The 20,454-nt window shown below is 44.9% G+C and carries 18 protein-coding genes and 1 riboswitch; of the genes, 6 read left to right on the forward strand and 12 right to left on the reverse strand.

Annotated elements, in window-relative coordinates; all coding sequences use genetic code 11:
- Positions 1–7 precede the first annotated feature (7 nt).
- Together BC343_RS03500 and BC343_RS03505 are read right to left on the reverse strand one after the other, a co-directional pair.
- Complete coding sequence (locus BC343_RS03500) at positions 8–1,093, reverse strand: YncE family protein (RefSeq protein WP_078346319.1); 1,086 nt, start codon at positions 1,091–1,093, stop codon at positions 8–10.
- Positions 1,094–1,102: 9 nt separating this feature from the next.
- Positions 1,103–3,124: a TonB-dependent receptor plug domain-containing protein gene (locus tag BC343_RS03505; RefSeq protein ID WP_078346320.1), complete on the reverse strand. Its 2,022-nt coding sequence runs from the start codon at positions 3,122–3,124 to the stop codon at positions 1,103–1,105.
- Between the two features lie 103 nt (positions 3,125–3,227).
- A riboswitch (cobalamin riboswitch) is annotated at positions 3,228–3,429 on the reverse strand.
- Between the two features lie 44 nt (positions 3,430–3,473).
- On the opposite strand from BC343_RS03505, the gene BC343_RS03510 reads away from it, so the two are divergent.
- A complete protein-coding gene (locus BC343_RS03510) occupies positions 3,474–4,721 on the forward strand; it encodes a serine hydrolase (RefSeq protein WP_078346321.1) in 1,248 nt (415 codons plus the stop codon).
- A gap of 70 nt (positions 4,722–4,791) precedes the next feature.
- A complete protein-coding gene (locus BC343_RS03515) occupies positions 4,792–5,652 on the forward strand; it encodes an SRPBCC family protein (protein WP_078346322.1) in 861 nt (286 codons plus the stop codon).
- Positions 5,653–5,907: 255 nt separating this feature from the next.
- Here BC343_RS03515 and rplT read toward each other — a convergent pair whose 3' ends face one another.
- From rplT to BC343_RS03540, 5 genes are all read right to left on the reverse strand, one after another.
- Entirely contained in the window at positions 5,908–6,252 is a 345-nt protein-coding gene (rplT, locus tag BC343_RS03520; RefSeq protein WP_078346323.1) for a 50S ribosomal protein L20, read from the reverse strand.
- Between the two features lie 76 nt (positions 6,253–6,328).
- Positions 6,329–6,529, reverse strand: coding sequence for a 50S ribosomal protein L35 (rpmI, locus tag BC343_RS03525; protein ID WP_078346324.1), 201 nt, complete (start codon positions 6,527–6,529; stop codon positions 6,329–6,331).
- A gap of 105 nt (positions 6,530–6,634) precedes the next feature.
- Complete coding sequence (gene infC / locus BC343_RS03530) at positions 6,635–7,201, reverse strand: translation initiation factor IF-3 (protein WP_078346325.1); 567 nt, start codon at positions 7,199–7,201, stop codon at positions 6,635–6,637.
- 6 nt (positions 7,202–7,207) lie between these two features.
- A complete protein-coding gene (thrS, locus tag BC343_RS03535) occupies positions 7,208–9,133 on the reverse strand; it encodes a threonine--tRNA ligase (protein WP_078346326.1) in 1,926 nt (641 codons plus the stop codon).
- Between the two features lie 147 nt (positions 9,134–9,280).
- Positions 9,281–9,751 (reverse strand): hypothetical protein, encoded by a 471-nt coding sequence (locus BC343_RS03540; protein WP_143822048.1) that lies wholly within the window; start codon positions 9,749–9,751, stop codon positions 9,281–9,283.
- 142 nt (positions 9,752–9,893) lie between these two features.
- Here BC343_RS03540 and BC343_RS03545 point away from each other — a divergent pair, with 142 nt between their 5' ends.
- Entirely contained in the window at positions 9,894–10,490 is a 597-nt protein-coding gene (locus BC343_RS03545; RefSeq protein ID WP_078346328.1) for a hypothetical protein, read from the forward strand.
- Positions 10,491–10,530: 40 nt separating this feature from the next.
- Here BC343_RS03545 and BC343_RS03550 read toward each other — a convergent pair whose 3' ends face one another.
- The 3 genes from BC343_RS03550 to BC343_RS03560 all read right to left on the reverse strand — a co-directional run bounded on the left by BC343_RS03550 (position 10,531) and on the right by BC343_RS03560 (position 16,387).
- Positions 10,531–14,166 carry a carboxypeptidase-like regulatory domain-containing protein gene (locus BC343_RS03550; RefSeq protein WP_162276810.1) on the reverse strand — a complete coding sequence of 1,212 codons (3,636 nt, stop codon included), beginning with the start codon at positions 14,164–14,166 and terminating at the stop codon, positions 10,531–10,533.
- Positions 14,167–14,321: 155 nt separating this feature from the next.
- Positions 14,322–15,050 (reverse strand): (Fe-S)-binding protein, encoded by a 729-nt coding sequence (locus tag BC343_RS03555; RefSeq protein WP_078346330.1) that lies wholly within the window; start codon positions 15,048–15,050, stop codon positions 14,322–14,324.
- 14 nt (positions 15,051–15,064) lie between these two features.
- Positions 15,065–16,387: an MFS transporter gene (locus BC343_RS03560; RefSeq protein ID WP_078346331.1), complete on the reverse strand. Its 1,323-nt coding sequence runs from the start codon at positions 16,385–16,387 to the stop codon at positions 15,065–15,067.
- 267 nt (positions 16,388–16,654) lie between these two features.
- On the opposite strand from BC343_RS03560, the gene BC343_RS03565 reads away from it, so the two are divergent.
- The 3 genes from BC343_RS03565 (at position 16,655) to BC343_RS03575 (ending at position 18,205) form a co-directional block, all read left to right on the forward strand.
- The gene (locus BC343_RS03565) at positions 16,655–16,930 is read left to right on the forward strand and encodes a hypothetical protein (RefSeq protein WP_078346332.1); all 276 of its coding nucleotides are present in this window, start codon (positions 16,655–16,657) and stop codon (positions 16,928–16,930) included.
- Between the two features lie 136 nt (positions 16,931–17,066).
- Positions 17,067–17,453: a hypothetical protein gene (locus BC343_RS03570; RefSeq protein ID WP_078346333.1), complete on the forward strand. Its 387-nt coding sequence runs from the start codon at positions 17,067–17,069 to the stop codon at positions 17,451–17,453.
- A 71-nt stretch (positions 17,454–17,524) separates the two neighbouring features.
- Positions 17,525–18,205 carry a hypothetical protein gene (locus BC343_RS03575; protein WP_078346334.1) on the forward strand — a complete coding sequence of 227 codons (681 nt, stop codon included), beginning with the start codon at positions 17,525–17,527 and terminating at the stop codon, positions 18,203–18,205.
- Positions 18,206–18,292: 87 nt separating this feature from the next.
- Here BC343_RS03575 and BC343_RS03580 read toward each other — a convergent pair whose 3' ends face one another.
- A complete protein-coding gene (locus BC343_RS03580) occupies positions 18,293–19,660 on the reverse strand; it encodes a serine/threonine protein kinase (RefSeq protein ID WP_078346335.1) in 1,368 nt (455 codons plus the stop codon).
- On the reverse strand, positions 19,661–20,446 hold the full coding sequence (locus BC343_RS03585) for an FHA domain-containing protein (protein WP_078346336.1): 786 nt from the start codon (positions 20,444–20,446) through the stop codon (positions 19,661–19,663).
- Positions 20,447–20,454 lie beyond the last annotated feature (8 nt).

The following is a 20,454-nucleotide window of genomic DNA, read 5'->3' on the forward strand; positions in this document are numbered from 1 at the left end:
AGAAAACCTATTTATTTACGAAGGCTATCGAACCCGGGTTAATACCTACCGTAAACGAATATTCCTTTTTACCGGTTTTGTCGAATGCATAGAGTGCGCCATTAGAGCCGTAACTTACAGCATCGGTCACAAATAATTCGCCGGTGGTACTATCAATGGCCAAGGCATAAGGTAAAACCAAAGCTGTACCATCACTTATAAAGTTCTCCTTGGATACCACATCGGTTTTTACATCATAAACCTTCACTTTACCGGCATCTGTTATGTAATAAGCCAAATCTCCATTCACCACAAAATCAGCTGCGTAACCGGCATCAATACTTGCGCTGCTTTTTACCACATCGGTTGAATTGTTGATAATAGTCAGGACAGGTTTTGCAGGATAATCAGTTCCGTAGGATATCACGTAAACATCACCATAGGCATCCGCTGCTATATTGATAGGATTAAGCCCCACTTCTATTTTTTTCGTTTCGGTAAGCGTGGCTAAGTCTATAACCGATACTGTTTTATCAGGGCCTATTGCGGTAAAGGAATCCAGTCCGCCTGAATTGGCAACATACAGCTTACCGTTTGCTATCACCATCTGCTCGGGGTTGCGGCCCACGTTAATGAATTTCTCGACAGCCAGGCTTGCTGTGTCCAACACGGCAACCTTACCATCGTAGGTGCTAATAAAAGCTTTGTTTTTATTGAATACTATAATTCGGGGTTGTCGTCCAACACCTGCATCACGCAGTTCTATCTGTTTGATGGACTTAGCAGTTTTAGGATTAACCACCTCAATTGTACTTGAATAATTTACAACGATGTACATTTTAGAGCCGTAAACCTGAACATCGTTGCCGGTATCCCCCAATTCTGCACCCGCATTGGTGACAGAAAAGATATTTGGTATGATTGCTTTGGATGCAAAATCGTAGTAAGTAAGCGTACTGTTATTTGAACGAAAACCACCTTCGTTAAGCACGTAAATACCGGCTCTTTCTGCAGCGGGTATTTCCGGCGTTGGGGTTTTGTCTTTACTGCACGATGCCAATATAGCAGTTAACGTTGTTGCAACCAAAAGGGCTTTTAAGTTGAATTGTTTCATGTTGATTTTTTAGATGGATATTTGAATGGATAGCCTGTACGAGCGCCCCGGCATAGGGAAGCTGCGCACCACGGCGTAGTTTTTATTATAAAGGTTGTTTATCTCGGCAGCGGCTTGTACCGGCAGGCGGTTAAGTTTGAAAGTGTAAGTGGCTGAAACATCGCTGATACTATAACCAGGCACCAGGTATTCAGGCTGGTTATTCACCGTGTAATACCTGTCCGACGATAGAATATAATTGTAATACAGCCCGAGTTTATTATAGCTGATACCTGTATTTGCTGCTACGGTATGCTTAGGCGTATAGGGTATTTGATTGAGATATGATGAAGACGAGGGGTTAGTTACATCCTGCGCCTGTTGGTAGGTATAGTTGGCCGTAAGGTATCCCGTAAAACCGTTGACGGTTTGGGTTTGCGTTTTAATCCCTATATCAATCCCCTTAATATTCACCTTGCCGAGGTTACTATATGAAAAAACAACCGGGTTTTGATTAGGGATGGCAATGATCTTATTACTTACATTGTTATAATAGGCATCAATATTTAAAACGATGTATTCCAGCAAGTTACTTAGATTCTTATTCCAGGTAAGCCCAAGGTTATATTGCTTCGCCGATTCGGGCTTTATCGTTCTTGGCACGAAGGCAAAAAAATAAAGTTCATCTAACGTTGGCATCCTGAAAACGCTTTTATAAAATGCCCGTAGTTTAAAATTCGCGCTACCAAACGGACTTACCGAAGCCATGAGCGTCGGCGTAAGTACCGATTGCCCTTTTGATGCTGTGCCCGTTTCTACGCTTTCGTAGATGTTGCTTTGCAGCAGGTTTCCGTCAAACTCCCAGTTGCCGGTGGTGAACTTACTTGCCAGTACATTCAGTAAGGTGGTTCGGCTCGGGTAGGCGTAGTTGTATATATCGGCATCCACTTTGGCAATGGAAACATCTGCCGAATAGGATACTTGCCAATTATCCATTAATTGATAAGCAACCGCTGCCGACTGGTAAAACTCTCGTTGCTTATAATGCTGATCCAGCTTGCCCTGCGCATTCAGGAAGTTGGGGTCGAGGTAGTGGGTTTTCAGTTGCGATGCTTTGGTGTTGACTAATATAGAAAGGCTGCTTGCCCATATCTTTTGATAAGTAGCTTGCGCAAATATGTCGTCATTCTCCAACCGCTGACCGGTTTGCGGATTATAGTAGATCACCGCGCCCGGCAGGCCGCGGTCGGCATTATAATAATTTATGCGTGCAGTAAACTTATTGCTGTCGGTTTTTGCCCAGTAAATGGCAGCATCCGTTTGTACCGACTTTACATCGCTATTTCGGCGGATAGCTAACGTATCAGAGCGGTCGCCATCTACTTTATATTTATAGCACCCATTAGCGTTAATGTAATTGGCGTTCACAACTGCGTCCCAATTATTACTAATGCGTTGCTGCCATTGCAGTGTGGGGTTTACCAGCCCGAAGCTCCCTCCTTTTACGCCGAGGGTAATTTTATAGGGCTTATCTAAAGTAAGTTCGGGCTTAACCGAGCGGATATCCAGCACACTCGCCGAAGCGAATGCACGAGCGGGTTGCAGCAATGCGGACGGCTGCCCGTTGTATAACGTAATTTGCTGCACATTGGCCAGGTTGAATTTGCTAAGATCAATCTGCCCGGCTTGCGCATCGTTAACCTGGATACCATCAAACATTACGGCCGTGTGTGCCGCGCCCAGGCTGCGTACCGAAACGGTTTTGAGGCCACCAATACCGCCGTAGTCTTTAATATTTACCCCGGCAAAATTGCGTACTGCATCGGCAACATTAAAGGCGCTGTAGCGGGCAATATCTTTTGCGTTGAATTGCTGGGCAGGTGTAATAGTTTGCAATCCGGGGGCTACGGTTGCTTTTATATCTACCTGTTTTAATTTTTTTGTGGTATCGGATTGGGCATGTGCCTTCATGCAAAACGTAAGCGGCAACAGCAGGCAGGCCCTTTTTGCAAAGGAACTGATATTGTAAAATACCGGGTAAAGTTTCTGCATGCCTTAAACCAAAAGCATAGCTGCAGGGAATGTAAAAGAATGAGAAACACAGCGCCTATGGCGAAGGGTGGTCACATCCAGGCTTCAATCCGCGAAAGCTATGAATAATTATAATGCCGAGGCAGGTATTCTGACTTGCTCCCCTCTGCCCTGCCTTCCCACCCCGACTTTACGTCGGGACAGTGGCCAAAAGAATGGGCATTGGTTTAACGGAACTTACAGCTGCGGGACAGTTACAGATTTACACTGCATTCCCTTTTAATCCCGATGGCAAGCACCAGGAACCTTAAGCGCTGTAAAAGTACAACAACGTTTACCATCCGCCAACAAAAGCTTATATATTTATCCTATGGCAAGTCGCATATTTCTCTTTTTGATGCTGATAACGGGCATGGCAACAGCCCAGCAAACCGATACTACCTTTTTAAAGAAGCTATTAGCCTCCCATCCCGAACTTTTCAGTGGCATCCTCAACCACCCGACCCAAAACGAGGTACAGATATTGTATACCCGGATAGATCGCGATAAAAACAATGTACCGCACTTCAGCAGCTACAGTTACCGGCTAAATGCCAACCGCTACTTCTACCCTGCCAGTACTGTAAAATTGCCAACAGCCATTTTTGCGTTGGAGAAAATAAATGAAATAGGCCTTAAGAAAATGAAGTCGGCAACTATGATAACCGACAGTGCATTCGCGGGGCAGAGCAAAGTGCTAAAGGATACGTCTTCGCAAAACGGGCTACCCTCAGTTGAAAACTACATCAAGAAGATATTGCTTGTGAGCGATAATGATGCTTACAACCGCCTGTATGAGTTTATTGGGCGCGAAGAAATTAATAAAAAGCTAAAGAAGTACGGCTTGAATAACACCCGCATAGTTGGCAGGCTTGCCGTTGGCGATGGCGGCGAGAGCGCCCGAAATACTAACCCCGTGAGTTTTTACAATGGCAATAAACTGCTCTACAGCAAACCCGCCATACGCGATAGCGCCGACTACCCCATGGTGCTGGATAATATGGTACAAGGCAAAGGCTACCTGGACCGTAAGGACAGCCTTATTATGCAACCCTTCAGTTTTGCAAACCTGAATGTTTACACCATCGAAGATCAGCAAATGGTGTTGCGCCGCTTGCTCTTCCCCGAAACCTTCCCCAAAGAACAACGCTTTAACCTAACTGCCGACGACTATAAGTTCATTTACAAATACATGAGCATGTACCCAACCGAAAGCAACAAACCCACCTATCAATCGCCCGAATACTCACCTGCCTACTGCAAGTTTTTATACTATGGTGCCGATAGCCTGGCTGTGATGAACCCCGATGTACGGATCTTCAATAAAATTGGTGATTCGTACGGGTATGATATCGATAATGCCTACATAGTTGACTTTGCGCACAAGGTGGAGTTTATGCTGACTGCTGTTGTCAAATCTAACGAGGACGGCATACTGAACGATAATAAATACGAGTACAAAACCGTTTGCCTGCCTTTTATGAAGAACCTTGGGCAGGTAATTATGCAATACGAATTAAGCCGCAAGAACAAGCATGTGCCCAACCTCGCTAAGTTTAAATTTATTTACAAAAACTAAATTTTGTTTAATTAAAAGCAAACCACAGGCTACCCATGCTGTTAAATAAGGTAAACAATTATTAACCTATATGGCAACAGTAGCAATAAACAGATATAAGGGCCCGGCGCAATACCAGGGCGATAGCATCAATTTATCGGGTGTAGAACGCACCATTTCTATAGCCGGCGGTGTTAAACTGGCATTATCAGGCTTAAAGGGGATTTTTAAAAGCCCCTTTGCCAGCATCATTAAATTAGGCGCAAGCGGTTACCTCATCAACCGTGGGCTAACCGGGCACTGCGACCTGTACTCGGCCATTGGCCGCAACTCTACCGAACCGGTTAACGTTAATATCCGTTCGAGCTATTTCATCAACAAACCAAGGCACGAGATATACGATTTTTGGCGCAAGCTTGATAACCTGCCGCTGTTTATGAAGCACTTGAAGAGTGTAGAAATAATAGACAGCAAACGCTCGCATTGGGTACTGCAATTGGCCAACGGCACGCCAACCATCAGTTGGGATGCCGAGATAGTGCACGACGAACCGGGCTATATGATAGGCTGGAGTTCGTTACCTAACTCGCTCATTGATAATGCAGGCAAGGTACGCTTTCAGGACGGGCCAGATGGTGAGGGAACCCTGGTCGATATCACCATTTCTTATCTGCCACCGGCGGGCGGGTTCGGCGGCAGCATAGCGCACATCCTTAACCCGGTTTTCAAAAATATGGTTGATAATGATGTACGCAACTTTAAACAGTACATGGACTTATCCGACGGGTATACCCATTACGACGAACCGGATGCCTACGTGGTTGAAGGTATTGTTATTGAAGAAGTAGAACCCAGCTACCAGGAGCAAGCTGAGCAAACCGAACAACCTGCAGCCCAACAAGAGGATAACACAGAAAGAAGGAATTGGGAGAATGTTGGGAGTAATGTTTAGTACACCTTACCGCCGTTATGTCATTTCGACGAACAGCGTGTAGGGAAAGTGTGGGTGCGTGAGGAGAAATCCTGTTCATTATGCAAAGCCGTTATGCAAAGCGCTCGTGTCGTATCCAACAAGATTTCTCACCCTCTTCCGCCCTCCCCCTCGCTTCAGGGTTCGAAATGACATGGGGACTAAAGAAATAAACTTCACAAACAAAAACGGCCCCGAATTTTCGGGGCCGTTTTCTATATAAGAACCTTTGGTTTCTTATTTCACAGCATCAATAACAGCTTTGAAAGCGTCAGGATGGTTCATGGCTAAGTCAGCTAATACTTTACGGTTCAAACCGATTTCTTTAGCGGCTAATTTGCCAATTAATTGTGAGTAAGAAATGCCGTGCTGGCGTGCACCTGCGTTGATACGTTGTATCCACAAAGCGCGGAATTCTCTTTTTTTGGTTTTACGGTCGCGGTAAGCGTACTGTAAACCTTTTTCTACTGTGTTTTTAGCAATGGTGTAAACCTTGCTGCGCGAACCCCAATAACCTTTGGCGAGGTTCATGATCCTTTTGCGGCGGCGTCTTGATGCTACTGCATTTACTGAACGTGGCATGTGTTGTTGTTTTTGGTAGTGAGTGTCCCTTTACGGAAGCTTGTTACTCTAATACCTGGTTAAAAAAATTGTTTAATTACTTTCCGATACAAAGCATACGTTTTACGTTACCAAGGTCAGCAACAGACACTAAGCTGGTGTGGCCTAAGTTACGCTTACGTTTGGTCGACATCTTGGTTAAGATGTGGCTTTTGTATGCGTTTTTACGGGCAATTTTACCGGTTCCAGTAAGCTTAAAGCGCTTTTTGGCACTGGAATTGGTTTTCATTTTTGGCATAACTCTCTATTTGTTTGTTTTTTAGATATTCACGTTTCTCAACGTTTTATTTTAAACTGCCTTTTTCATCTGCACATTTGCACATCTGAAACCTGCACATCTATTTTACTTCTTCGCTGCCTTAGGCGCTACGGTCAGGAACATTCTCTTCCCTTCCAGCTTTGGCAATTGTTCTACCTTGCCTACTTCTTCCAAAGCTTGTGCAAAACGCAGCAGCAATATCTCGCCCTGCTCTTTGTACACAATGGCACGGCCTTTAAAGTGTACGTATGCCCTTACCTTTTCGCCTGCTTCCAAAAAGTTGGTAGCGTGTTTCAGCTTAAAGTTAAAGTCGTGGTCGTCGGTGTTCGGCCCGAAGCGTATCTCCTTAATAACCGTTTGCTTGGCGTTGCTTTTTATCTCTTTTAGCTTCTTCTTTTGCTCGTAAATAAACTTATTGTAATCAGTTACTTTACAAACCGGTGGGTTAGCGTTGGGAGATATCTCAACAAGGTCGAGTTCCAGCTCATTGGCAATGGCAAGTGCATCCCTTAAAGAATACACACCCTGCTCAATGTTATCACCCACAAGGCGAACTTCCTGAGCTCTGATGAACTGGTTGATGTTATGTTCGGCTTCTTTTTTCTTAAAGGGGAGCCTGGGTCCTCTGTTGAAAGGTTTGTTTAATGCCAAGTTATGTTATACTGTTATTTCTTTAATTATCTGTTGTTTCAGTTCCTCAATGCTCATGCTGCCCAAATCGCCCTGGCCATGTTTACGAACCGAAACCTGCCCTTCAGCCTCTTCCTTTTCGCCCACAATAAGCATGTAAGGGATCTTTTTAACTTCAGCGTCGCGTATTTTACGCCCGATTTTCTCGTCCCTGAAATCAATTAGCCCGCAAATATCGGAATTTTTCAATTCATCTGAAAGTTTTTTCGCATAATCTTCATATTTTTCAGATATAGGCAAAATAATGAATTGCTCCGGAGATAACCACAGCGGGAAATTACCCGCGCAGTGTTCTATCAACACCGCAATAAAGCGCTCCATTGACCCAAACGGCGCACGGTGGATCATTACCGGGCGGTGCTTCATGTTATCGCTGCCGGTGTATTCCAATTCGAAACGCTCCGGCAGATTATAATCTACCTGTATGGTACCCAATTGCCATTTACGGCCAAGGGCATCTTTCACCATAAAGTCGAGCTTCGGGCCGTAAAATGCAGCTTCGCCAGTCTCAACAACAGTAGTTAAACCTTTTTCGGCTGCCGATTCTATTATTGCCGCTTCGGCAAGCGCCCAGTTTTCGTCGGTACCAATGTATTTGGTTTTGTTCTCCGGGTCGCGTAAGGATACCTGTGCAGTATAGTTCTCAAAGCCAAGGGCGTTGAATACGTATAACACCAGATCTATCACCTTCTTAAACTCTTCCTTCACCTGGTCGGGGCGGCAGAATAAGTGGGCATCATCCTGCGTAAAGCCACGTACGCGGGTTAAACCATGTAACTCGCCGCTTTGCTCGTAACGGTAAACTGTACCAAACTCAGCAAAACGAACCGGAAGGTCCTTATACGAGCGTGGTTTTGTTTTATATATCTCGCAGTGGTGCGGGCAGTTCATGGGTTTCAGCAGAAACTCCTCCCCTTCCTGCGGGGTACGTATCGGCTGGAACGAATCGGCACCATACTTTTCGTAGTGGCCCGAAGTTACATACAGGTTTTTGTGGCCAATATGCGGAGTTATCACCTGCTCGTAACCTGCTTTTACCTGTGCACGTTGCAGGAAATTTTGCAAGCGCTCGCGCAACGCAGTACCTTTTGGCAACCACAATGGTAAGCCCATGCCTACCTTTTCACTGAAAGCAAAAAGCTCCAGCTCTTTACCTAATTTACGGTGGTCGCGTTTTTTAGCTTCCTCAATTAAAGTAAGGTACTCGGTAAGTTCGCTTGCTTTAGGGAAGGTTACGCCATAAATACGGGTAAGCTGCTTGCGGCTTTCGTCGCCACGCCAGTAAGCACCGGCAAGGCTCATCAGCTTAGCAGCCTTTATAAAACCTGTGTTAGGGATATGCGGACCGCGGCACAGGTCGGTGAAATTACCCTGGGTATAAAAAGTTATAGCGCCATCGGGCAGGTCTTTTATCAGGTCGAGTTTGTACTCGTCGTTCTTTTCGGTAAAGTACTCTATCGCATCAGCTTTACTCACCGGCTTGCGGATGTATTCGCTTTTGGTTTTGGCCAGCTCGATCATCTTATCTTCGATCTTTTTAAAATCGTCGGACGAGAGGGTTTTGTCGCCAAAATCTACATCGTAATAAAAACCTGTTTCAATAGCAGGGCCGATACCGAATTTAGTACCCGGATACAATGCCTCCAGCGCCTCGGCCAATAAGTGGGCCGACGAGTGCCAGTAGGTAGATTTACCTTTAGGGTCGTTCCAGGTTAATAATTTAACGGCAGAATCTTCTTCTATCGGGCGGCTTGCATCCCATACTTCGCCGTTTACTTCGGCGGCTAAAACGTTACGGGCCAAACCTTCGGAGATAGACTGCGCTATCTGCATGGGAGTGATTCCCTTGTCGTACTGACGAACGGAACCATCAGGGAGAGTAATACTAATCATCTACAACTATGATCTAAAAGTTTATAAAAATGAACCATCGAAAATCGCATACTAACGCGATTTAACATTTGCGCAAATGTAGGAAAATTTATGTGGAGGGAAAGTAAATTGTGGGATTTGAGCAACGAGAGAAAGATTGATAGTTTATCATTCGAAAATGATCATATTTTTACTTTGGCGATAATCCAATTTACCATTATCGACATTATCGAAAACAATGTACCGACCTCGTGAGGTATTTATTATGAACTCCTGTTTTCTATTATTAAAATTTAATTCCACATAAACAATTTCAGATTTGATCTTAATGTTCTTGATCGTTTTACTTTCAGATGTATGCACAAAATATCTGCCTTTTTTTTTCGAGATGAGTATTTCTGGCTGTGCAAGCCCAATTATCGAGCTTGTTAATTGCGCTCCTTTAAAAATGAGGGAATCATTAATGGACACATCTACTGTGTCGTTTTTAAACCAGTCTCCAAACAAAACATTAAGATACAGGCTATCGGGTGGTTGCCTATGCGATTGAGCCTGGCAAGTACCGCTCCAATACAAAGGCAAGATCAACATGGCGATAAAAACAGCCAGAGCCCGGTAATTAGAGTATCTGTTAATCATATTTATATATGTTGATTATGGGCGTTGGGCATTAATCAAATTTAACCCATAAATTAAAACTTAACAAAAAGATAATTACCCATTTCATTCTTTTCCTTACTTTCACCACAACCAAATCGCACAAAAGCCCTCATTAAAAACCATGATCATTTACGGTACCAAAGCCAAAGTTTTATTAACCGAAGCAGTGAACGATAGCTGCCCCAACTGTAATACACATAACCTGTATATGAATGTGCTGCAGAAATGGGCGCATATTTTTTGGATACCCACCTTCCCTATTGGCAAAACGGGTGTTTCGCAATGCACGCATTGCCAGCAAACGTTGCAGTTGAAGCAAATGCCGCCATCATTAAAATTGAGCTACGATAACCTGAAACTGCAAACCAAAACCCCGGTGTGGACGTTCTCCGGCATTGTTGTGATAGCGGGCATTTTCATATTTGCCACTATACACGGTAAGCAAAATGCTGAGCGTATAACCAAGCTTATCCCGGCCTTGCAAAAGAATGATGTGCTGCATTTAAAATTGACCGATAACGCCTACAGCCTATCAAAAGTTACCCGTATAAACCGAGACACGGTATTTTTTGTGAACAACAAATATCAAACCGACCGCGCAAGTGGGCTGAACGACCTAAAAACAAAGGAATACGATACCGAGGAACGCTTTCTTACAGTTGCCGACTTAAAGGCCATGAACAGTAAAGATGAAGTTTTAGATATCGACAGGGATTAACCTGCTACGGCTTATGTAATACAGCTGGTCTTCCAGCTTTTTATTTAACGGTATACCTATAAACCTGCCGGCCAATGTTTCCGTCGGCATCTATACCTTCTATCACCACACGGTAGGTACCTTTACCATCTGCATTGAAATACTCCAGCGTGGCGTTGCCCCGTGTGTCGGTTGTTAACTCGGGTTGCCAATAAATGGTGCTGCGCAAATCGGCCATGGTACTATTGGTAGTTGCGGCTTCGTATTTAGGTGCGTAAAACTCGCGTGCTTTATAAAATCCTGTGGCCGTATAAGTAACAATACCCGGGGCATAGCCGGTGTATAAATTATTTCCACGGGCAGTTTTGGTAGTTACAATTACAACGCCGCCCTTTGCTCGCGGCCCGTAGGCGGCACCATAAGCTGTACCCAGCCCTACTTCTACACTTTCCACATTCTCTACCTGTAGTTGGGTTAAAAACTGCGGATAGTCATCCATGGTAATGCCATCCACAACGATCAGCATATTGTCCTTTGCAGCATCAATTTTGCTTATCCCTGCGCGTCGTGATACCATAACGTTATTCATAAACTGAACGCCAACCACCTTTGCCCGTAACGCGTCATACAAATTTGCATAGCCTTGAAGTTTTTCCAGATCTTTAGGGCCAACAACCTGGTCGGCATTGCCGGGGCCATTCAAATTTTGCGAGTGTATTAATCCTGCAGCGGGGTCTTTCTTTTCTTTTATAGTTACAGTTTTTAGCGCATTTACCTTGTTAAAACCAAATTTACCTTGCTCCTCAGTGTATTGTTTATTGTTTTGCAGGTAAGCTTGCATATCCTTCCCCGCAAAAATTGCATCATCGGTTTTAAGCCCGGCCAATGGCAAAAGTACTGGCGCGGTGGGCTTATCCAGCTCTATCTTAACATTACTGCCGTTGGTCGCCGTGCGCGCTTTTACCACAAACCTTACGGTATCTGCAAAACTCAAACGGTCGAAAACGAACCTGCCGTTGGCATCGGTAAGTGTGTCCAGCATCATCAATCCGTTTATTTTTCCCAGTAACGATACTTTCCCATTGGCTACAGGCTTACCGCTGTTAGTGGTTACCCGGCCGGATATTTGCAGGCCTTCTTCGGGCGTCTGCGCATTTGTTGGATAGCCATTATTGAGCAACTTTTTCCATTCGAACCGCCTGTAACCGTGCGTAAGCATCACCAGGTCAAGGTCTGCTGCGGTTTTATCATTGGGGTCGGTAAAATAATAGTTCGGTTGCTCTATGTGGCCTTTAAGGTCGGAAGTAAGCAAAAGATCGGTCAGGATTGTAGCTTCGTTATTTTCGTCAACTTTAACAACATCCTCGTTTATTACTGATGCTGAAAAGTGGCCCTGCGCTACTTCACCTTTACCATTCACCACATTCATGCTGATGGTTATTTTTTCGCGCGGCTGGTAGTCCTGCTGGCTGCGGGTTAAGTTAAGCTTCAGTTGGTCGTCGTTTTGCACAAATGCTAAACGCTCGCAAAGCGGCTCGCCGGTTGCTGTAAAAAGGGTAATAGTGGCCACACCTGTGCGTAACTCGTTCTTTATTACCTCCAGGGTCAACTCGGGTTTGTCTAACTTACATACATAGCTGGTTAACTCGCCGCCCGACACTACCATCAGCCTGAATATTTTATCCCTATTGTCTTTGTAGAAGGCCTTGTTAGCGTTAATTTTTACCGTGAACGCCCGAGTAACATCGCCTACGTTAATAGCTATTCCTTTTTCGGTGCTTTTGGGCAACTGCAGCGTATCAACATTACCATTAGCAAAAGTTACAACCGCTTTGTAGGAAGCCCCCTCTTTAGCATCCAACATAAAATAGCCCATTCCTAAATGGGTGGTGCTAAAGCTGCCTGCTTCTTTATTTTTATCATCAAATACTACGCCTTTAGCGCCGGCACCTAAGCCGTCCGGGGCGAGGGCCTTAAATGCTACTTTAGATTTTATCCCGGCCACAATGCTTCCGCCTTCCGGGAAAAACTGAATAACCGGCCTTGCTTTTTTAACAAGCCGGTTTGCAGAATTTGCAGCAGGCAGACTATTGTTTGCCGATACTATCGGGATAACCCTGTCGAAGGCATATTCGGGAGCGTTACTTTGGGTTAGCTGCGTGTAAGCATGCAGGCGATAGTTGCCTTGTTGTAATGTAGCCGGTAAAGCAATATCGCCGCGGGCCATACAATTACTAAGCTGTAATTTTATGGAGGTGATAGTTTTGTTAGAGGCATCGGCCAGGTCAACATACAATACGCCGCTTAACTGCGATGGCCGGTGTGTTTCGGCTTGTGTTACGTAGGCTTTAAAATATAAGGTATCGTTGGCGGCATAATAAGGTTTATCGCAATGCAGGTAAATTTTTTCTACAACATTGGTATCTGTAAGCTTTTTTAGTTTCGAAGTTAAATTATTCACCAGGCTGCTGTCGCCATCAGCTATTGCCGAACCAGCGGGCTCATAATCTACAGGTAACAAGCCGGCCAGCCTGTTTTTTAGCCACGCCCCATCAAAGGAAAGGCTCCGCGGATTGTAAACAGAACCATTACTGTCAAAAAATGCTTCGGGATCATTAAACGTTACTACAGTAGTGCTTTTATTGGCTGCCTCTGAGAGCCTGCCCATCCCTACACGATCAAAGTGGCGGTGTTTGTTATAGGTGATGTACAATGCGTCGTTACTGCACTCGAGCGAGAATTTCCCCCGCTGCGCGGTGTTATTAACGATATCTGCCTTGTTTAACTGAAATTCGATCAGTGTAGGGTAAAACCTTGGCATTTTTTGCCGTCCTAACCATACCGATAACGAATCTTTGTACTTCTTATCATCTTTTTTAAGGATGTTGTAAACCCGTATCTTCTCGTTGATGATGCTATCGGCCGGGCGCTTCATGTTAGCCGCCAGGCGCCAAACCCTAAACCCATCCTCCTCTATGCGGTTGTTTAGTGCCGAGCGTAAAAAATGCATTTGCGAGCCTTCGTAAACTTCTTGCCTGCGTTGCTTCCATTGCTCCTGCTGCTCGGCGGTACCGGCCATATTCTCAAACAACACCGTGCCCGAATAGGCAAAGCTCTTATCGTTCGGGTCGGCATTATTCAATACAAAATTGGTGAGCAGGTATTTCAGGCGGTAGCCTAAAGCATTGTTCTCAATGGTTAAAAAATCAACTGATGAAGCAGTAAGTGTGCCGGTTTTAACATCATAGTCAAGGTCGAGCAATTCCGGATTAATTATTTTGCACTCTGCTGCAAGTTTGGTGTTTCCTAAAAACTCCGCCTTAAACATATCGTAATTACGCTGCCGTTCGTAATCCACTTTGGGTGCTCTTACGGTTACCTCGTTCAAGCCAATGGCTTTAGGGAAAATAGTAATATCAGGCACCTGGATATTCTCGTTCGAAACTACTATCACCCTCTTTTCTATATCATACCCTAGGGCCGAAACAACCAGCTCGTATTTACCGGGTTTAACATTATTTAGGGTAAAACGGCCCTCGGCGTTAGTGTTATCGCCTATGGTGGCGTTGCTTAAAAATACGCTAACATTAGGTACAGGCTTTGTTGTAGGCTGGTTTAATATGCGGCCGGTGATAGTAACCTGCGAGAATGCGCATATTGGGAATAGCAGGAGTGCAACAATAAACGATAGTTTCATGAATAAGGGGCTTGCTTTAATAGTAGCCGTAAGGTAGTTAATAGGCACTAACAGCGCAAACCGGCAAACGCGGCAAAGCCTTAATTCGGCTTTTATAACTTAAATGTTACGGTATTATAAAGACTGGCACTAAAAAGAATGATGATGTAAGTCAATTACACATTACCCCAACCATGCGCCAGTACATCGGCAATGTGCAGGGTTTGTATGGGGAGGCTATTTTTGTCGATATAACTTTGCAGGTGCAGCAGGCACGAAGCATCGGTAGATATGATATAGTCGGCTTTAGCGTCAATAGCATGGTTCACCTTTTGCTGTGCCATGGCCGAAGATATGGCATCGAACTTAACAGAGAACGTACCGCCAAAACCGCAGCAGGTTTCTCCGTCTTTCAGGTCTACAACATCAAGGCCGTGTACTTTGGATAATAATGCACGGGGTTCATCCTTTATTTTGCATTCGCGCAGGCCGGCGCAGCTATCGTGGTAAACAGCGCGGCCATCCAATTCGGCACCAAAGTAGTCTACCTGCAATATGTTCACCAAAAAATCGCTCAGCTCGTAAATGTTGCTTTGAATGTTGCGGCACTTGTTGTGGGCGGTGGTATTGGTGAACAGGTCGTTATAGTAGTTGCGCACCATACCCGTGCACGATGCTGATGGCGAGACGATAACGCTATCTTCCTTAAAATCGTTCAGGAATTTGCTGCCTACGGTTTTGGCATCATCCCAAAAACCGGCGTTGAAAGCAGGCTGTCCGCAGCAAGTTTGTTCGGGATTGTATTTCACCGTGCATCCGGCTTTTTCCAATACTTTTACAGTATTAAAAGCAGTTTCGGGGTACAATTGGTCAATAAAACACGGAATAAACAACTCAACGGTCATTAGCACACAGGTATTTAAGCCGGGCTAAATTCCGAATTTTTATTTACTTTCTTATCCGTATTGAGCAACAAAAACAAAAACACCAGCCCTATCACAAAGAAAACACATAGCGCAAGTGTAGAATTACGCATGCTACCGGTAAGTTCTTCTATAAAAGCAAAGATGAACAGCCCCCCTACTATCGAAAGCTTTTCGGTAACATCGTAAAAGCTGAAGAACGATGCTGTATCGGGAATATTTTGCGGCAGGTATTTAGAGTAAGTAGAGCGCGAGAGCGATTGAATGCCTCCCATTACCAGCCCTACAATTACAGCCAGAATGTAAAACTCGGTAACGGTGGTGGTGAAATAAGCGGCTATACAAACCACTACCCATATACCAACCGTTAGTATAAGTACTTTGGCGTTGCCGTATTTGCCCGATAAACGCGACATGAGCGTAGCGCCGACGATGGCTATTACCTGTATAATTAATATAATGGTGATGAGTTCCGTAGTGGTCATATTCAATTCCTTGGCACCAAATTCGGTAGCCACCAACATGATTGTTTGCACACCCATGGAATAGAAAAAGAAGGCAGGCAAAAATCTCCTGAGTACCGGCATGCCTTTTACTTTCTTCCATACTTTCCCAAGCTCTATAAACCCGCCACGTATAATATCCTGGTTATGAGATTTTGCATTGGGGCTGCCTTTGGGTAGTACTTTAAACGGTATCATGGCAAAACCAATCCACCAAACACCAACTAACAGGAATGATAGCCTCGAGGCTCCGCCTGTAGTCATGCCAAATTTCTCAGGCATCAATACAAATACAAAACATATCAATTGCAATAATACGCTGCCTACGTAGCCGTAAGTGAAACCCTTAGCACTTACGGTATCCTGCATATTCACCGTAGCAATTTCGGGAAGATAAGAGTTGTAGAATACAAAGCCGCCGCTGTAACCTATAGCGGCTATTGCGAAGCAAATTATTCCACGCTCGATGTGCTGCGGGCCTTCAAAGAAGAATAGGCCGCAACATGCCAGCGAACCTAATGCAGTAAAAAACTGCATAAATACTTTCTTATTCCCCCTATAATCGGCAATGGAGCTGAGTATCGGCAGCAAGATTACCATAATCAGGTATGCGAATGATAAGGAATAGTTTTGCAGCGCAGTATTAATAAAATTGTGTCCAAAAAAACTCACCATATCGCCGGTGTCCTTATTCTCTGTAATGGCAACATAATAGGCCGGAAAAATAGTGGTGGTGATAACCAGGTTATAGGCCGAGTTTGCCCAATCGAACATGGCCCAGGCGTGGATGGTTTTCTCGTTGTTTTTAATTTGCATGGCGCTTAAAAGTATGCAATTTTTAGGGTTTATAACTACAACCTACGGTCCTGATTTAAAAAACAGGTGCGGCTACTATCAGATAGAGGGCTATTTTATCAAATGTAGCTAAGGTTTGTGTTAGAGGTAAAAGTAGGCAATAAATAGATGTGAAGGATGCCGTTGCTACAGTTTTTTGATTAAAAATTCTGATGTTAAAAACCGCTGGGCGGGGATATAATGCCTGCATTAATTGTATATTTACCCAAACATAAACCATCACATATCATGAAATTAAAAAGATTAGTATTACCCGCACTGTCATTATTAATTTTCCTGTCTGCATGCAGCAGCCCGCTCGACAAAAAATACAGCGAAGCCACTTTAAAGGAAGATATGGTAGCCATACGCGAAAGCAATAAGCTTGACACCACGGAGATTGCTGCCATGGCCCTCTATGTTGTTGGCGCTAAATTTACAGGGAAGAACCTTGAGGGGAAAACGTATAAAGAGATTTTAGACAGCGCAAAAGTAATGAGGGATAATTTGAAGAATGCCAAATAATTTGATCTAAATACCCTCAAAGACTTAAACGATATCGTTACAGCAATCCCCAACGGCAAAAATGCCTTGGGGATTTTTGATACAATATTTAAACCAATGGCTTATAGGTTGGTTATACCTCCAAAATTATTCTGTTATGAGAACCTTTGTTAGCCTGCTTTTCCTACTCACAACTACCGCTGCAACCAGTCTTGCACAGGTACCTCCCGCCTCCAAACCCGAACTTTGCATTTTAGATATAAAAGCTGCAACTGCCCTCGTTGGCAAGCATGCCAGGATCAGCAGTGCCGGCAGCGTATATTCTACCTTCAATGATAGCGACAGCCAAAGCTGGCCCAGCACCGAAATGAAAAAACTTGGCGGACGAAGCGGCTGGAAAAAATATGTGCCCGCAGCAGGCGATGCAGGAACCATTGTACATGTTTTTATGAGCAAAGGCAGCAAACCACAGCCGATATATTTATTAAAGGTAGCTGATAAGTACGTGCCGGTGGCTTGCAGCGGAATAGAAATAATGCCATAAGCGATCTATGTTACTCATCCTTTTAACTTGAATAAGTTTTTATATATTTATAAGGTCTTAAACCTAACACAATGAATATTAAAAAACTCTCGATCTTATCCATCGCACTGGCTATCTTTTTATCTTCGTGCAGTAACCCTTTAAACAGAAAATACAGTGATGCTACTATGATAGATGATGTAAAGGCAATAAGGGAAAGCAACAAGCTTGACACAGCCGAACTCTCTGCAATGGCATTATATGTAGTGGGCGCCAAATTTACCGGCGAAAACCTCGAAGGGAAAACTTACCAGGAGATATTGGACAGCGCTCGCGAAGCCAAAAAGAAAAGGGACAAACAGGAAGCCGAGGAGAAAGCCTTAGCCGCTAAAGCCGAAGCGGAGGAAAAGGCAAAAGCCGAGCAATTCAATAAAATATTAACCGTTGCGGTGTACGATAAGGGCTACGAGGAGGCCGATTATGAGGACTATATCACCTACAAAATATCCTTTCAAAATAAAGGCAGTAAAGATATAAGGGCATTTAAAGGCTCGCTTACCGTAACCGACTTGTTTGACAGCGAGATAAAATCATTTAATATGACAATGGATGATGGTGTGAAGGCCGGTGCAACCTTTAGCGACACCTACACCACAAAGTACAACCAGTTTATGGATGAAGATGTGCGCCTTAAAAACAAAGATTTTAAAGACTTGAAATTCTCCTTTAAACCCCTGAAAGTAATTTTTGCAGATGGTACCACTTTGGAATAGCCACACTACCTGTATTAGTAAAAAACAAGGCAGCCGTACTACACGGCTGCCTTGTTTTTTTGGTAAAATCCAGCAATATTACGCGGACTAAAATATCCCCAAAAACTTCTTCCTCTTTTTCTTCGGCTTTTCGGTAGGTTGAACTGTAGCCAGCGAATCTGCTTTCTTTTTTATGGCCCGCATTTTGGCTTTTGCTATCGAATCGGCTTTGAGGCGAAGCAATTGCTGCTGCCTTGCGCGGCGAGCGCTATCTGCGTTGTACGAATTAATAAACAGTACCGACTTGTAGGGTTTCAAATTCGCTTCTGCCGCTACCGGGTCGTATGGTGCGGATGAGCTATGTGTTAGGCTTGCCCAGGCGAACAGGCCCATAAACAGCACCACTAAAACCAGTAGCCCGCCAAACACAGTTTTGTGCATGTGCACTACGCCGCTATCCATTTTCAGGATGCCAACCTTTTCGGGGTCGGTAGTGTTTTGGAGTTGGGTTTGCAGTTTTTCGTTCTCGCTGAGCAAGGTGGCGGGGCCAATGCCTTTGCCTTCGCTATCACCAAGGCTGCCGTTCACTATGGCATTGTGCAAGGCATCGCCATCGGCAAAGCGGTTCTCCGGCTTTTTCTCCAGGCATTTGTCTATTAGGTTGAGTAGCCATGCCGGTACCTGCATTTCTAAGGCACGCTTATCTGCGTCCCAGTTCTCGGGCAGGTTGGCTTTGCGCAGTTTCATCGCATCGGGTAAGGGACCTTCGGTATGGCCAAGCATTACGTTGTTGCGCCCGGTGTCGCCATCGCCCTGTAAGGGGAAAGGTACCTGCCCGGTAAGCAATTCGTACAAGATAACGCCATAGCTGTACACATCGGTCTGCATCAGCATTTTACCTTCGTGCTGTTCTGGTGCCATAAACTCAATGGCGCCCGCGTTGCGTATGCTACTGCGGCGCTGCTCTTCACTCATAATGGCCAGCCCAAAATCGAGCAGTACGTAATTGCCTGTATTGACATTGTGCTTTACATTATTGCTTTTTACATCGCCATGCTTTACCCCTACTTTATGGCAATGTGCCAGAGCACAGGCGAGCTGGTCGGCTACTTTTAGCAACTCCTTCAGCGTAAATATTTTATCGTGCGGCGGATGCAACAGTTCGCTCAGGTCGGGCCCCTCAATGTACTCCATCTCAATGTAAGGGAACGAGCCGCTCTCGGTGATACCGAAACTGAGTATTTTTACAACGTTGGGGTTCGGTATCTCGTTAACTTTCTGAAGCTTGGCAACTTCACTTTGGAAGTTTCGGTAGTTTTTATCGTCGCCGCTTTCGGAGTATACGGGCGTGGGCAATAGTTTCACGGCGGAGTATATCACACCCGTTCGCCGGCCTTTGTATACCGAACCCTGGCCGCCCGTACGCAGGGCACCCAAATTCTCTAATCCATCGGCTATGGTAAAAACTTTACTCATTTAGTTTTCGGGTTGATAGCTAAACTCCAGCACTGCCGACTCGCCCAGTATCACCTGGTCGCCTTCCTGCAGCGGGTGGCCAATACTCAGCGAATGCAGTTTGATCACATTCTCGCTTTTATCGGCACGTATCTTTATCTTATTGCGTGGCGGCAGGCCCCCTTCATCGGCAAAAAGTATAAACTTTTGCGCTTCTACATTCCAAATAATATGGGCATGCTGGCGGCTTACGTATTTATTGGCTGCATCGCCACTCTCCGAGGGGAAGGCGATATGGTTGGTGCGGAAAAAGCCATCATCGGCCTGTGCTTTTTTATCACGGCCAATGTTCACCTTATCAGGACCCGAAGTAAGGGTATATTCTTTCTGTTCGGTCTCTCCGCTTAGTACGCGCACGTAAGCTGTTGCTTTTTGTTGGATAAAGTGCTTGCTGGTTTTTATGAAGAAAGCTGCATCCAGGTTCGGCATTTTGGCGGCCTCGTCCGGCACTTCGGCATCGAACAGCACATCCAGTGTCCAGCGGTCGGGCAGGCCAAGGTCAAAGTCGTCGGCTATACGTTGTACTTCATCCTTAAACAACTCGGGCTGTTCGGCATACACTGCCGATTCGTACATATGCCTGTCGGCGGCGCTGCAATTAAGGTAAAGGGTAAGGCCTTTTATATTGGCACCTTCTCCCCCCTCGGCTTTCTGGAGTTCCTGTTTTATAAATTGAAGCAAAGTATGGCGCACACCCTTCACATCGTCGGGGCGGTTAGCTTCGCTGCTGAACAAATTAAATAACATCCTATTTG

The sequence above is a fragment of the Mucilaginibacter pedocola genome (genome assembly GCF_002013915.1).
Classification (GTDB): domain Bacteria; phylum Bacteroidota; class Bacteroidia; order Sphingobacteriales; family Sphingobacteriaceae; genus Mucilaginibacter; species Mucilaginibacter pedocola.

What these genes read in the sequence shown, in the direction of transcription:
- BC343_RS03570 (WP_078346333.1), top strand. Translation starts at nt 17,067, where the DNA reads ATGAGAACCTTTGTTAGCCTGCTTTTCCTACTCACAACTACCGCTGCA.
- BC343_RS03510 (WP_078346321.1), top strand. Translation starts at nt 3,474, where the DNA reads ATGGCAAGTCGCATATTTCTCTTTTTGATGCTGATAACGGGCATGGCA.
- BC343_RS03505 (WP_078346320.1), bottom strand. Translation starts at nt 3,124, where the DNA reads ATGCAGAAACTTTACCCGGTATTTTACAATATCAGTTCCTTTGCAAAA.
- BC343_RS03560 (WP_078346331.1), bottom strand. Translation starts at nt 16,387, where the DNA reads ATGCAAATTAAAAACAACGAGAAAACCATCCACGCCTGGGCCATGTTC.
- BC343_RS03565 (WP_078346332.1), top strand. Translation starts at nt 16,655, where the DNA reads ATGAAATTAAAAAGATTAGTATTACCCGCACTGTCATTATTAATTTTC.
- BC343_RS03585 (WP_078346336.1), bottom strand. Translation starts at nt 20,446, where the DNA reads ATGTTATTTAATTTGTTCAGCAGCGAAGCTAACCGCCCCGACGATGTG.
- BC343_RS03500 (WP_078346319.1), bottom strand. Translation starts at nt 1,093, where the DNA reads ATGAAACAATTCAACTTAAAAGCCCTTTTGGTTGCAACAACGTTAACT.
- BC343_RS03550 (WP_162276810.1), bottom strand. Translation starts at nt 14,166, where the DNA reads ATGAAACTATCGTTTATTGTTGCACTCCTGCTATTCCCAATATGCGCA.
- BC343_RS03545 (WP_078346328.1), top strand. Translation starts at nt 9,894, where the DNA reads ATGATCATTTACGGTACCAAAGCCAAAGTTTTATTAACCGAAGCAGTG.
- BC343_RS03555 (WP_078346330.1), bottom strand. Translation starts at nt 15,050, where the DNA reads ATGACCGTTGAGTTGTTTATTCCGTGTTTTATTGACCAATTGTACCCC.
- rplT (WP_078346323.1), bottom strand. Translation starts at nt 6,252, where the DNA reads ATGCCACGTTCAGTAAATGCAGTAGCATCAAGACGCCGCCGCAAAAGG.
- BC343_RS03515 (WP_078346322.1), top strand. Translation starts at nt 4,792, where the DNA reads ATGGCAACAGTAGCAATAAACAGATATAAGGGCCCGGCGCAATACCAG.
- BC343_RS03580 (WP_078346335.1), bottom strand. Translation starts at nt 19,660, where the DNA reads ATGAGTAAAGTTTTTACCATAGCCGATGGATTAGAGAATTTGGGTGCC.
- BC343_RS03540 (WP_143822048.1), bottom strand. Translation starts at nt 9,751, where the DNA reads ATGATTAACAGATACTCTAATTACCGGGCTCTGGCTGTTTTTATCGCC.
- thrS (WP_078346326.1), bottom strand. Translation starts at nt 9,133, where the DNA reads ATGATTAGTATTACTCTCCCTGATGGTTCCGTTCGTCAGTACGACAAG.
- BC343_RS03575 (WP_078346334.1), top strand. Translation starts at nt 17,525, where the DNA reads ATGAATATTAAAAAACTCTCGATCTTATCCATCGCACTGGCTATCTTT.
- rpmI (WP_078346324.1), bottom strand. Translation starts at nt 6,529, where the DNA reads ATGCCAAAAATGAAAACCAATTCCAGTGCCAAAAAGCGCTTTAAGCTT.